This window comes from Paraburkholderia gardini (assembly GCF_907164545.1).
Classification (GTDB): domain Bacteria; phylum Pseudomonadota; class Gammaproteobacteria; order Burkholderiales; family Burkholderiaceae; genus Paraburkholderia; species Paraburkholderia gardini.
In genome coordinates this window covers 62571-75485 of record NZ_CAJQZB010000033.1, presented here as the reverse complement: position 1 = coordinate 75485, position 12915 = coordinate 62571, and the positions used below count along the sequence as shown (strand labels likewise).

Sequence of the window (12915 nt, the reverse complement as noted above, 5' to 3'; positions counted from 1 at the left end):
CGTCCGTCACGTCCGTCGGGTATGGCTTGCGTGGTGTCATCACACCAGGATACCAGGTCCGACTGAAAGTGCCTAACACCCTCTAATTTTGCTAGCGGTGCCCATAAGGGCGCTAATGGTGTCCGTTAATTCTGCTAGCGTGGCTTTTCCATCGGAACGCGAACACTCTGCCCGGAACGACTAACTTGGCGCAGCATGACACTCCGGTTGTCGACGTTCACACACGCACTTGGTAAGAGATCCGACGTAAATCAGAAAGTCCCGCCCTTTATCGCGTTTTCGTTCGCCTCAATAGATCGGCACCGCCCCAGCATCGAAATAAATTACCTTCGGCAATCTCACTTGCCGTCGCCTATTGCTCGCGCGCCTGTCGCGTCGATCGGCAGCCACATTAGCCGAATTAGAGGACATGCCGAACGCGCTAGCAGAATTAACGAACATCCTGCTGCTCATCAGTTGCCAAAACGCAACGGATGACAGAACTGGCAATCTTGCCTCGTCGCCATACCTGGCGGGCTCTGCGACTCCTCACCCATTAGCAAATACTGTGGGAGTGGACGAAATCTGGGGGAGGCAACTCTGGTCTAAACTTCAGCAGTTGACCTACCGGGGAAACAGCCATGGAATTGCACTGGAAAATCCTTCTGCAACGGCAGGGAACGGACCAGCCGGTCCCGATTTGTTCGGTTAAGCGCCCAGTGAACGGTGCTACCCCAGCGGATTTCGGGTTGTCCTTCGCCGAAGCTCGTCAACTACTGGCTAAGCTGCAACAACTTGTGACGCAAGACCAGATTATTGCCTACGATAAGCTTCGTCGGAACTGTCGAGAATGCGGCCGATATCGGCGCATCAAAGATTGGCGTCCCCGCAGCTTTTCGACGGCACTTGGCAGAGTGCAGGTTAAAGTGCCGCGAGTCGTATCCTGTTTGTGCACGCCTGAGCCGTACGATGATAACGGGGACTCTATCAGCCTGCGGTTTTCAGAGTGTTCCATTGAACCTCTTCTGCCGACGCGGCGCACGCCGGAGTTAGCATACCTTTGCGCGAAACACGGTGCCTCCGTTTCATACCGTGAGGCCGCACGTGCCGTCGCCGATCTGGCGGGACTGCCCAAGCTATCACACACTACAGTCCGCAAAGATACAGTTCAGTGCGGAGAGTACGTCGAGAACGAACAGTTCCGGATTGGATGGCTCGCTGGCGGACGAAAACGCAACCGCGCCAGCCACCTGCGGATCGCGATCGATGGAACGGTGTTAAGCGCCAACCAGTTCCAAGAAGTTCGAAAGTTTGAAGTCATCGCCGGCAGGGTCGAGCGCCATGGCCAGATGGCCCGAAGGTTTGTGTCTGCCTTGCAGCGTCCGAGCTTGACCCGGGTTCTTGTGGCCGGCGCGCTCGATCAATGCGGTTGGGTTCCAACGACCTTGATCGACGTGATCTCGGATGGTGCTCGAGGAATGCGCTCGCTGGTGACTTCGATAGCTCCTCGCGTATCGCCCAGGATTCTTGACTGGTTTCACATCAGCATGAAGATGCAAGCCATTCGATCTTCCGTTCGCGCGTGCAACTATTTCTCCAGGCGACCTGAAATCATGCTGCGATCAGAGCGCCTTCTCGTCAGGGTGCGCGACGCACTTTGGCGCGGTCGGGCCGAGACGGCAATCGAGATGCTCCGCACGCTGGCCGCCTCGTTGGCAATCGCCGCGAAAGAACTGACTCTCTTCTATCAGCTCGCTTCAGGTACAGCGTATCGCGCAACCGTCCGTTTGCTCACGTTCCTCGAGCACAACAGAAAGGATCTTGTCGACTATCAGCGCGCCAGAATGGAAGGACACCGGGTGTCGTCGGCGTCAGCAGAGTCCGCCATGAATCACTTGATCAATCGTCGTCTCTCAAAGCGGCAACAAATGCGTTGGTCCATGAAGGGAGCTCACTATCTGCTACAGACCCGCGTCGAGCTGCTTGATGGAAGATTGGAAAGCTGCTTTCAAGACCGGTACCCGCACTTCAGATCGCCCGAGGCGGTTCGACGTTGAACGAACACTCCCCCACTTTTCGTCCGCTCCCCGATTAGCAGTTACTACGGACTTCAACAACTAGGCAGTGGCGCCTCGAGCGTGTCCGACGGGTAATCGCCGTTTCCGGTGGCGTCCGCGGGGTTGCAGCCCGCCCTCCCTTTTACCGAACGGTTTATGGCGAAGCAGTGAAAAGCGGGTGCGGCGAATGACGGTTAGTTGCATGTCCGCAGCACCGACGCGAGTTGACACATTTAATTACGCAGCAGAGACAGATTTAATACGTTCTGCGGCTGCAGGACACCCACTGGCGTACCTTCTTCCGCCCACCGATTAAGCAAACCGTATCCCGGTTTTCCGTGCCTACGCCTCGAATGCCACGAACTGCCGGCGTTGAGTCGCGGACGACTGCAGCTCTGACCGCGCAGTACGATCAGGAAGCGTTCGCCGTCATCACGCCCATGCACCCAGAAATCGCTCATCCGGGCGGGCCGGATATCGGGAACGCGAAGCGGCGGTTCGCAGTAAGCGACGACATCGGGATTGAACTCAAGCTGCAGCCAGGCATTCAGAGTCCGATGACCGAACAAGGTGAGTCGCCGGTCGACTTTGGGTCCATAGACATCGTAGCGATGCGTCCCATAGGGGCGCACATCGTCAATCGCACGAAAAAACCGCAGGTTGGCCATCGCCGACCTCAGTCTTCCAACACAATTACCCAGTTGTAGTACAAAAACGGAGGACACGACTCGGACAGGCTCGGGCGCTGGTTCAGTGCCGGAAGAACATGACCGGCCGGAGCCCCCAGCGGACCTCCGCTTGATGCCATAGCCAGTAACGCGTCCCATCGGCGACGTATCGATTGATACGTTTCACGTTCCAATCACTACAAACTACGCGGCGAGTTCCCCGAGTAGCCTGGTGCAAACGAAAAATGTGCTCACGAAACGCATGTCACCGGAGGAACCCGCGCATTTTCGTGAAACATTCCCTTTTAAATTGCCGGAAGTCCATACTACACATGGACTTCCGGGCGAGGCCAGTTCAATGCCGGATGTTTCACGGTCGTCTTGCCTCTCTGCGCCAATAACAGACTCTCGCCAAGCTCGAATGCAGGACTCGCAGCATGGCCATCACCGAAGTTTCCAACATTCAGTTTAGTAGTCCCAAGATTCCAACTTTCACTTCTCCGTGGTCGGAAGTGAATCTGAAAGCGGTCAGGCGGCGGAGGCCGAGAATTCATGGATTTGCGCTTCCGGCGGTGCTATCACTTTTGCTTCACTCGACGGCGCACCTATTTCGATCCGGACGACGATCTTCAGGCCGCCACGCCTTCCGCCATGGACCGCTATCTGCGCGACATGCTCGACGCGCTGGTGAAACTGGCGATCGAGCATGGCTCGCCTGTGCTGGCCGACCATCTGAAGTCCTCCGCGCGGAAGCACGGCAGCGCGAAACTCACTGCGGTTTCGCTCAAGATGGTCGAGGAAGCATCGAAGCTGGCCGCCGCCGTGCCCGCGGCGGGCCATGGCATCGGCATGTGGTTTCGGCCTCTGGTGGCGCGCCGACTGAAGGGCGAGAAGATTGCGACGTTGGGTGAACTGATCGACCTGTGCAATCAACGGGGGGGTAGCTGGTGGCGCTCCATTCCGCGAATTGGGCCAGGACGGGCGTCGCGCATCGTGGCGTGGCTTCGTCGTCACGAAGTGACTATCGGACGACGCGTCGATGCTGACGTCGATCTTGCCGAGCCGTTCAAGGCGGACGACGCGCAGATAGTCGAAATCGGCGGGCGGCATCAGGTGCTTGCGCCCCTGGAACGCATGGCGCTCCAGCATGGACTCTCTGGCGCCACTGGCGCCAATCGATCGCCCATGTTCGCGTTAATTCACGCACGCAACGATCTGGAGGCGATTAGGGACTACCTGTACCGGTTCCGGGAGGAAAAGAAGACCCTTCGGTCGTACACCAAGGAGCTGGAGCGCTTCCTCTTGTGGGCGATTTACGTCCGAAAGACGCCGTTGAGTTCATTGCTGGTCGAAGACTGCGAGGCGTACAAGGACTTTCTTGCAGCGCCCTCTCCCGCGTTTGTGGGCCCTCGCGCGCCCCGGCACTCGCACCGCTGGCGGCCCTTTTCCTCGTACACTCTGTCGCCCGAATCTCAAAAATACGCGGCCAGAGCCCTTCGGTCAGCATTCTCCTGGCTGGTCGACGTTCGCTATCTTGCAGGCAATCCGTGGAAGGCGGTGAAGGATCCGGCGACGATCAGGCGCGAGGCTGGGATGGACATCGGGCGCGCACTGTCAGCCTCGCTGTGGCATCGCGTACGTTCCTACATTGACGGACAGTGCGCCAATGAGTCGGCCTCCTACTGGCGCACAGTTCGTGTTGTCCTCCTTTTGAGCGGCGACTCGGGGCTGCGGCGGGAAGAGATCACGGGTGCGGCCCGGGCCGGAATGCGCGAATCGACCTACAGTTCGGACGATTTCCCTGTATGGGAGCTAACCGTGGTCGGTAAGCGCAAGATCGAACGTACCGTTCCAGTGAGTCCGGCAACCGTTGACGCGCTGCGCGCGCACTGGCGCGATCGCAAAAAGAACTTCGACGATGAGGCATCCGGACCGCTCGTGAAGCCGATTTTTTTGCCTCCAACTCCGCAGGCGAAAGAGAGGCACAAGTCCGATACTGACCTCTCGTACGCCCCAGATTCGCTGAACGATATGGTTGCGTGGGCCATGAAGCGGCTTCGCGCCGGCATCCCAGATCTATCGAATTCGGAAATCGCGCAGTTGGAAGCGACTTCGCCCCATGCCTTCAGGCACACATTTGGCACCCAGGCTGCCGCTGAGGACGTGCCCGTCGATATCATCCAACGTATTCTCGGCCACCGATCGCTCCAGACGACTACCATCTACGTGCAAGCGAAAAAGCAACGCATGATGAAGGCCGCCGCCAAATACTACGCTGCCGATGCAGCGTCAGAGTCCGACGACGACTAGATTCCACGGGCCCTTCACTCCCTGTCGCCGGCCGGCAATATGCGTTTGTCTACGGCAGGCCCAACAACCCTCAGGAACAGACAGCGAGCGGCCAAAGTACGAGCAGGCCGGTCAAATCTAGGGGCGGGATCGACGGATGCAACTGTGACGAGCCCACTTCCTGTTGATGACCCATGTCGCGCGAATAGCGCGACGTAGGGCGCTGTAACGCAAATTCAGTATATAAAATGGGCCCGTACATGTGATGGTCCTCGAACGCCGGATGCGGTATCTAGAGAGCGACGACTTGCTGCAACGGGGTTAGGTGGTTGCCGCTGTAGGCGCGCGAGGACGAACAGTGACGAAATTGGTGTGTCCATAATATGGACGTCACGACTCGCTTTCGCGGGGCCTGCTCGAAGCAGCAGAGAACCAGACTCACCATGTACAAACTGAAGTCGATGCGCGTCCATACTATGTACACATACTGCCCGACCCTGTCGGTTTAACCGCTCGACCGCGCGTGTAGTGTCAGAGCGCAGGCGAATGCTCCGGTTGGGGAGCTCCCCATTCTTCCTTGCACGCCGGCAAAGGATCATTTCGGAACGGGTGCGCTTCTAGGAGTGCGTCATCGTTCGTGTACATAGTATGGACAGGGGCCGCTCCGGAGATAAGGTAACCCCATGATCGACGCGAACTGCAAAGAGATGCTGGGGATGCCCGGCCCTGTCCATACTATGTACACCCTCTCGGTTTTCCTGCCAGCGAGGGCGCATTTTCGATGTCGAAAAAAAGCCCGCTCTCGGCGGGCTCTTGCATCTTCAGTGCTGGATCAATCAGGCGCAGGGCGGAACATCTGACTCATAAGCTCCCTAATCTGCGTCTCTTGAGACTCGGAGAGAACGCCCGCCTTGATCTTTACGGTAAAACTATTGATATCCTTCGTGATGGAACCGGCATGTTCCTTCCCGGAGAAAAACTTGTCGATGCTGCGTTCGCTCGCTGAAGTTGTCGTGACCCGACGTGTAGCCATGGCCTTGATCGCGGATGCTACTTTCCCTTGATCCATGTTCCCGGCAACGACGACCGGCCAGATTTCCTTAGCCGCATCAAGTCCAGCCTCACCATGTTTGCGGATTGCCGCGACAATCGCATCCGCAGCGTTTCCACCGAGCAGACGCGGCTGCAGATCGAGATCCTTCTGGATGAAATCCGGCAGCTTTTCAAACGAGAGAAACTGATAGAGACCCGTCCGGGACATGCCAAGCGCCTCGGCCATTCGCTTACGACCCGGGAACTCCTTTTCCGTCTGCCGAATGGACATCGAGACTTCATAGTCCGACAAATCATCACGACTGATATTTTCGACAAGGGCGAGCACAGCCATCAGTTCGTCGGTGCATTCTACGACTACCGCCTTGATCGTATCGAGACCCACCATCTTGTGAGCACGCCACCGACGTTCGCCAGCGACAATCTGGTAGTTTTCCTCCGATCGACGGACGACAATGGGCTGCATCAGCCCGACTTCTCGAATCGATTCGGCCAACTCCGAAAGCTTCGCCTCGTTGAAAACCCTCCGCGGCTGCCATGGGTTCGCAACGATGTCAGCTACGGACAGCTGAGATGCAGCCCCGGTGGATTCCAACTCTTGCACGCGGAGTTGCGCTACAGCCAGTGCGCCGGCGAGGCCGGGCGCCGTCTGTGTGCGATTGCTCCGCTTGACCTCTTCCTCTTTGATAGACGACGTCGCCCGGATGCCAGCCGTCTTGGCCAGCAGTTGTTCACGCATATTGCTCATTGCGCGTTCCTCCATTTTTCTGCATAGATTTCATCCACCCACCGGCAGTAATCGACAAGGGGTTGCCGCACCCGTTGCAATGACTTGGCCGCGCTATGTGTACTGCTAACGTCGAATACAGTTGAGAACGCGAGTGCTCCCGTACTCATAACAGAACTGGCGGGCACTTCGATTGAATGCAGCCAACTCTCATATGCGCTCTGTGCCCAAGCTCGGACGATAGGTGCCGAAGAAGTACGACCATAATCGACCTTGGAAAGCATCAGCGAGATGAAGTCGTACTTCTTGTCCTGTTCATACTTGATGAAGCTCTTCGAGACGTCCGAAAACAGGCGCCAGAATGACAGCGAGCTGATGAAGTCAAGGTTCTCTGGAACCATCGGCATGACCATCGCATCTGCTGCAAGCAGGGCATTCAGGTTGAGGTACGAGAGCGAAGGCGACGTGTCCATTAGAATGTAGTCGTAGCGCTTGCGTAGCGGCTCGAGACCTTGGCGAAGTACCGTCCAAAAACGGAAACCCGGTCTCATCTTTTGCATAGCGGGGAGATGGAATTCGGCGCCAATCAATTCCGTATGCGCCGGAATCACGTCAAGCCCATCCCAGTAAGTCGACTGGACCCGTGACTCCAGTCCGCCTTCGACTTCTTGGTCATAGATATACGGCAGGACGGTATCGTCCGGGGTCACATCTTTTTCTGCGTACAAGCCGCACAGTTCTGAGAGCGACGCCTGTGGATCTAGATCAACCACTAGCACTTTTCGGCCACGCAACGTCAGCCCTTGTGCGAGGCACATTGTCGTGGTGGTCTTCGCGGACCCCCCTTTGAGCTGAGCGGTTATGATGATTTTTCCATCCGGATCGCGTGTTCCCGTAACGAGCGGCGTCTGGTAAATATCGGAAACTTTCTGGACCCAGATGCGCGCCTCTTCGAGCGTAAAAATGCGGGTTCGACCCGTACCTGCTGCCGTGCCCGGCGGCAATTCGCCCTCGCTTTTGGTCGCGAGATATTGAACCTGAGGGTGAGAGATGTTGCACATCTCGGCAATTTCCCCTGTCTTGAAAACAGGAGCCCCCTTTCGCGGGCGTGGTGCAAGAATGGTTTCGCGCAGTTCATCCGTAAAAATCGAAACCTTTTCAGCGAACTGACTAATCTGCTCAAGAGGAACTGTTCGGTCTACGGCAGGAAGTTGGCTTGTTTTCACCATTCTGAGGTTTTCTCGTAATTTCTAATGAACCTCAGAATACATGAAACGCTTGAAAAGCGCTCGATAAATCGCTGTTTATTATAGGAAGTTTTCACGGAAATGACCGTGAGCTTCCACATTTTCTAGCTTCAGACACGCTCAAGGTGAGGTCACTTGTGCTACTTACCCATAGTGCCAGCACGCTTTAGCTGTGGAGTGCGCAAAAAACTGGCGAATAGTGAGGTCGTTTACGTCTGAGAAGCACAGGCCACTTAGAAATGCACAATTGACCTCACCTTCACTTGGAATCTGTACCGCGATGAAACCGTACTTCTGCAGCAAGGGACTTAGGAAGGGCCGCTCACATTGCGTTGCACAATCAATTCTCTGATCGGACGCACAACGGACCTCACCATGCCGGCTTCATCTTGGAAGTGCACAACGAACCTCACCTATATCACTTCCGGCACACGCCGTATTGATGAACGGTTGGTTAGCTTTTTTAGAAGTAAAAACCACCCAACCCACCAACAAAAGACCCCATGTTCTTTAACTTCAACAACTTAGTCTGGGAAAGGTGAGGTTTAGTGTGACAAAGGTGAGGTTTGCTGTGCCTACAGGTGAGGTCTGTTGTGAGGGAAGGTGAGGCTCTTTCAACATTTAGGTGAGGTCCTGTGTGCGTGACTTAACCGCTCTGCACAAAGGTGAGGTTATTTGTGCACAATGACCCGCACGCCATGCAGTTTAAGGCTTGAAGGCGATCAATTGACTCGACGAGGTGAGGCTGGTTGTGCATAGGTGAGGTTCATTGTGCCCATCAGCTCGCACATACAGCGAATCGTAGACGCAGTCTGCTGAAGGTGAGGTTGTATGTGTTGACAGCTCACCGACGCATGCTACATTCCCGGAAGCAAAAATGAAAAATGGATGAGCGCATGGCGGCGGAAGACAACCTAGGCGAAGGCAAGTCTCGAGTGACCTCGCGTCAGATGGCCTTGGCGTTATTCGAGGACATGTTCGACCTGGGCTCGCCTATTACCGAAGCCAACCGCGAAATTGGGTACCAGCGCAACAATTTTTTCACGCAGATCGTCAACATGGGCTTGCCCGCGCGGCGCTTTCTAGATGCCGCGTATTTCATCGTCGCACAGGAACAGGCAGCCCGGGATCAGTACGACGTCGAGCTCAACTACTTTAAGTGGCTGATGCGTTACGACAGCCGCAACCTCAAGCATTTGCGAACTATCGCCGGGGAAGCGCAGGACGCGAAAATCCAGGTCACCGACACGCCGCTCGACCGAGAGCCCAACGAAGACGATCTATGGGTGTCCGTCCAGCTTATGGGAATGGTGGGCTTTCATCGAGGGCGCATTCGATTCGACGTGCATCCTCGATTGGTCCCGCACATCCGGGATCCTAAGAAATCACACTGGCTGAGCTTACGCATCTCGACCGCCTTTACCCGTAGTTTGGCCCGCGCGATCTATGACCAGGTTTTACCTAGCGTCCCCGACGGCCGAACCGAATGGATACGGCTCGAAGACATGCGAAACTGGCCGGGACGAATGGGAGCTAACGCGGCGATCTTCAAATATTTCAAACGCGACTGGCTGGAGCCCGCCGTCCGCGAAATTAACGAAGTGTCAGACATCGATCTGTCTTATGAGACCAGGACCGAGTCCACGACATCAAAGAAAATAGACCGCATCAGATTTCTGCTCAAGCGAAAAGAGTCGGCTGACGCGGCATTGGCCAGCCTGGCCGATGCCAGTCACCTGTACAAGATTCTCAAAGACGAATTCAACCTCTCGACCAAGCAGTTCAGTGAGATTTCCGAGAACCGTGAAGTCTGGACCGATGAGCGAATCCAGCAGGCCGTCGAATACACGCGCTACAAGCTCGAAGACGGGAAGGTGAAGAAGAGTCCCGCTGGCTATCTGATGGGGGCTCTGCGCGACAACTGGAGAATGTCGGAGGCCGAGCGGAAGATGGTCGAAATTCAGACCAAGCTGCTCACCGAAGAAGCTGAAGCGGTGGTTGCAAGAGTCGAGACACAGAATTCAGCCGCGCGCAGTGTCGCCTCGCGCGATGAAGAGGCACGCGCGCGCATGAACGAGGAGTCGCGCAAGGGCCGAGAGCACTTCGACGCGGCCGACGCAAAGAGGCGAAAGGAATTGGTCCGCGCATGGATCGCATCAAGGGAGGGGAAACTCATGCTGCGCCGGATGAAGTTCGATGCAGCCGCTGTGACGGATGAGGAAATCCTCGCAAATACAGAACTGGTTTGGTACTTGGGCCAATTCGTGTTCGGACGAATGAGTTCGTCTTGTGCTTGATCTGCATCGGGGAGCTCGATGCCAATTACTCGTATCCCATCATTTTCATAGCGAAGTCGATATAGTCCTCCACCCGTGGCAAGTTTCTGTTCATTTTTCTTAGGTGCGGGGAGTAGAGTCGAATAAAGTCCTCACCGCGGCGACTCGAAATGCGCACGCCCCTTGGCTTGTCTGGCAATGAACCGCGTGCCAAAGCCGCGAGAATCTCTTTGACGCTAAGGTCGGCTCTCGAACCCAGTCGAGTCGCATGGGCTACTAACCTTTCTCTCCCAATTTGCCGTGCGATTTGATCAATCACATCGGCCGTGCCAAACGAAATTCGGCGCTCGTCGCTGAAAACCTTTCGCACCGATGCAGGCAGCCGCGCCGCTTTGATCGACTTGGACACCTGGCCCTTGGACACTGCCAGTGCGTTCGAAAGATCCGATTGGGACGCCCAAACGGCGCCGGCCAAAAGAGACAGATAGAAGCGCCCGAGCGCTATGGCACATTCTCCTTCCGTGCGCATTCGAGCATATCGCGTCTTAGCGTTTGCGCGGGCCTGGTCAAGAGAGGTGGCGGACTCGATCATGCGAAGCCTTAGTGAGGAATACGGTTCTAAGTGTACGGAGGTTTAAATGATGTCAAGAGTCGACTCGCCCGACCTTTGTTGCGAGGATTGCCGGATTTCGTTGCGAAGGACCTTTAATATTTCAATTTCGGCAAAAAGACGGTCAACCGGTTGACCGTCAATGACTTCGAATTCGTCTTTGAATCATAGACCTGACGAAAAATTCGTACTGAAAACATGAAACGGCCGACGTCACTGTAACCGGCTCACCTCTGCGCTTTACCTCAAAAGCTACCTGTTTTTCAGCATCATTCCAGGTTAGGACGGTCAACCGGTTGACCGTCATCCCCGTGCTCGGGGTCCAATCCGGCCGTGGCAAAAAGGTGCCCAAAATCGAGTCTCTTTTGCATGAATGGCTTCCCATGCGCGCTGGTTCAATTGAGTCGGCCCAATTGGATCAACCGTCATGCGTCTCTTCCGAAGCAAAAAACAGATAGCCCTTTCGACCGCCCCTGGCGGCTACTCGGAAGAAGATCCCGAAAAGATCATCTTCGACAACGGCGCTCGCCTTGTCGTTGAGGCTAACCACTGGAAAATCTTCTGCTTCATTCTCGCGGTCGTTGCAGGGGCTGCCGTTCTTACGCGCAACCCCGCTCCGTCGGTTGTGAAGTCTTATGGTGTATCGGCGGATGCTGGCGGTCACCCGATCGTGCGCGAACTCGCGGCCTACAAGCCTGACGATCAGGCGATTCGCACCTCACTCAAAGAGTCTGTCGAACGGTGGTTCACGATCGAGCCGGTGTTGACCGACGACATCCAGACTTCGCGCATGGCCCGCAACATCAATGGCGTGAAAGCGCAGATGACGGGTAACGGGCGCAACCAGTTCGCCGACTGGATCAAGACGGACGCACCGTTCCAGGCCATCACGGCCAATCCCAAGCTCGTGCGCGAAACGAAGGTCACGAACGTGGCGCTCCTCGAAGACTCGACCGCAGTTGTCGAATTCACGACCAGCGAGACGCAGTCGCCGACCGACAAGCCCGTCGTTCAGAAATACGCACTCACGTTCCGCTACCAGATCGTTCCACCCACGCAGGAAGAGGCGCTCGGGGCGAACCCGTTCGGCATCTTCTTCCCGTTGTGGACTATCCAGAAGACCCAATAATGATCGACTCCCGCAAGCTCGCCTTACTCGGTACCGCTATCGCATGCATCGGCGCCAGCGCCCCGGCGTTCGCCGCCAGGAGGACGACCACTGTGTCGGCCGCTTCGCTGGATCTCGCCAACGCCGTCAGCGATCCGATGAGTCCGATCAATCCGTACAACGTCGGTGTCGATCCGATCACCATGCCGGGCGACGCGCGTATGGCCGTCTTCACGTATAGCCGCGACCAGATCTACCGCGTCATGACCGCGCCGCTGAAGAGCACGACGATCGAGCTCGAGCGCGGTGAAACGCTCGCGTCGGAGCCGGCGCTGGGCGATTCGATCCAGTGGATCATCGACACGGACGGTGCGAACCACGTGTTCGTCAAACCGACGAAGCCCGGCCTTGTGAACACGATGCACCTGACGACCAATCGGCGTGAATACGACATGACGCTCGTGTCCTCGCCGATGGGTGGCCTCTTTTACCAGATCGTGCGGTTTAACTATCCGAGCTCGCTGATGGCGAAGGTTCGCGCGCGCGCCGATGCGAACGAAGAGTCAACTGCAGGTGAGCGCGAACGCTCGATGTCTGACTCCGGCCCGATCGGCGTATCGCCTGACAAGCTGAATTTTGACTACACGGTGTCGGGGTCGGCCCCGTTCAAGCCGGAAACGGTGTTCGACGATGGCAAGTCCGTGTGGATGCGGCTGCCGGTCAACGCGCCGTTCGCCGTGCCGATCGTCAAGGACCATGGCGACATGGTCAGCCCGAATTTTATCCGTCGCGGTCAATACATCGTCGTGCAGGAGATGACCGATGAAATCGTGCTGCGTGCAGCGGACGACGAGGTGACCATCACCCGTCGTCGTCACGGCCTGTTCGGCTTCTAGGGGCG

At 56.5% G+C, this 12915-nt stretch carries 9 protein-coding genes; 5 read left to right on the top strand and 4 right to left on the bottom strand.

The window, feature by feature from the left end:
• Positions 1-620: 620 nt before the first annotated feature.
• A complete protein-coding gene (locus tag LPA37_RS21065; RefSeq protein WP_229013644.1) occupies positions 621-2036 on the top strand; it encodes an ISKra4 family transposase in 1416 nt (471 codons plus the stop codon).
• Between the two features lie 233 nt (positions 2037-2269).
• Here the strand turns inward: LPA37_RS21065 and LPA37_RS21060 are convergent, their stop codons facing one another.
• Entirely contained in the window at positions 2270-2704 is a 435-nt protein-coding gene (locus tag LPA37_RS21060) for a PDDEXK family nuclease (protein WP_229013643.1), read from the bottom strand.
• A 552-nt stretch (positions 2705-3256) separates the two neighbouring features.
• Here LPA37_RS21060 and LPA37_RS21055 point away from each other — a divergent pair.
• Positions 3257-5014: a phage integrase family protein gene (locus LPA37_RS21055; RefSeq protein WP_229013642.1), complete on the top strand. Its 1758-nt coding sequence runs from the start codon at positions 3257-3259 to the stop codon at positions 5012-5014.
• Positions 5015-5825: 811 nt separating this feature from the next.
• On the opposite strand, the gene LPA37_RS21050 is transcribed toward LPA37_RS21055, so the two are convergent.
• Together LPA37_RS21050 and LPA37_RS21045 are read right to left on the bottom strand one after the other, a co-directional pair.
• On the bottom strand, positions 5826-6794 hold the full coding sequence (locus tag LPA37_RS21050; protein WP_229013641.1) for a ParB/RepB/Spo0J family partition protein: 969 nt from the start codon (positions 6792-6794) through the stop codon (positions 5826-5828).
• On the bottom strand, positions 6791-8002 hold the full coding sequence (locus LPA37_RS21045; protein ID WP_229013640.1) for a ParA family protein: 1212 nt from the start codon (positions 8000-8002) through the stop codon (positions 6791-6793). Before LPA37_RS21045 ends, LPA37_RS21050 begins: the two co-directional genes overlap by 4 nt.
• A 914-nt stretch (positions 8003-8916) precedes the next feature.
• On the opposite strand from LPA37_RS21045, the gene LPA37_RS21040 reads away from it, so the two are divergent.
• Entirely contained in the window at positions 8917-10317 is a 1401-nt protein-coding gene (locus tag LPA37_RS21040) for a replication initiation protein (protein ID WP_229013645.1), read from the top strand.
• A gap of 25 nt (positions 10318-10342) precedes the next feature.
• Here the strand turns inward: LPA37_RS21040 and LPA37_RS21035 are convergent, their stop codons facing one another.
• On the bottom strand, positions 10343-10888 hold the full coding sequence (locus tag LPA37_RS21035; protein ID WP_229013639.1) for a hypothetical protein: 546 nt from the start codon (positions 10886-10888) through the stop codon (positions 10343-10345).
• Positions 10889-11333: 445 nt separating this feature from the next.
• Here LPA37_RS21035 and LPA37_RS21030 point away from each other — a divergent pair, with 445 nt between their 5' ends.
• Both LPA37_RS21030 and LPA37_RS21025 read left to right on the top strand, forming a co-directional pair.
• Positions 11334-12035, top strand: a complete 702-nt coding sequence (locus tag LPA37_RS21030) for a type IV secretion system protein (RefSeq protein WP_229013638.1) — start codon at positions 11334-11336, stop codon at positions 12033-12035.
• A complete protein-coding gene (locus LPA37_RS21025; protein WP_229013637.1) occupies positions 12035-12910 on the top strand; it encodes a TrbG/VirB9 family P-type conjugative transfer protein in 876 nt (291 codons plus the stop codon). The genes LPA37_RS21030 and LPA37_RS21025 overlap by 1 nt, the downstream gene beginning before the upstream one ends.
• The last annotated feature ends 5 nt before the right edge of the window (positions 12911-12915 follow it).

Coding starts and splice junctions, on each gene's coding strand:
- LPA37_RS21065 (WP_229013644.1), top strand. CDS start 621: ATGGAATTGCACTGGAAAATCCTTCTGCAACGGCAGGGAACGGACCAG.
- LPA37_RS21060 (WP_229013643.1), bottom strand. CDS start 2,704: ATGGCCAACCTGCGGTTTTTTCGTGCGATTGACGATGTGCGCCCCTAT.
- LPA37_RS21055 (WP_229013642.1), top strand. CDS start 3,257: ATGGATTTGCGCTTCCGGCGGTGCTATCACTTTTGCTTCACTCGACGG.
- LPA37_RS21050 (WP_229013641.1), bottom strand. CDS start 6,794: ATGAGCAATATGCGTGAACAACTGCTGGCCAAGACGGCTGGCATCCGG.
- LPA37_RS21045 (WP_229013640.1), bottom strand. CDS start 8,002: ATGGTGAAAACAAGCCAACTTCCTGCCGTAGACCGAACAGTTCCTCTT.
- LPA37_RS21040 (WP_229013645.1), top strand. CDS start 8,917: ATGGCGGCGGAAGACAACCTAGGCGAAGGCAAGTCTCGAGTGACCTCG.
- LPA37_RS21035 (WP_229013639.1), bottom strand. CDS start 10,888: ATGATCGAGTCCGCCACCTCTCTTGACCAGGCCCGCGCAAACGCTAAG.
- LPA37_RS21030 (WP_229013638.1), top strand. CDS start 11,334: ATGCGTCTCTTCCGAAGCAAAAAACAGATAGCCCTTTCGACCGCCCCT.
- LPA37_RS21025 (WP_229013637.1), top strand. CDS start 12,035: ATGATCGACTCCCGCAAGCTCGCCTTACTCGGTACCGCTATCGCATGC.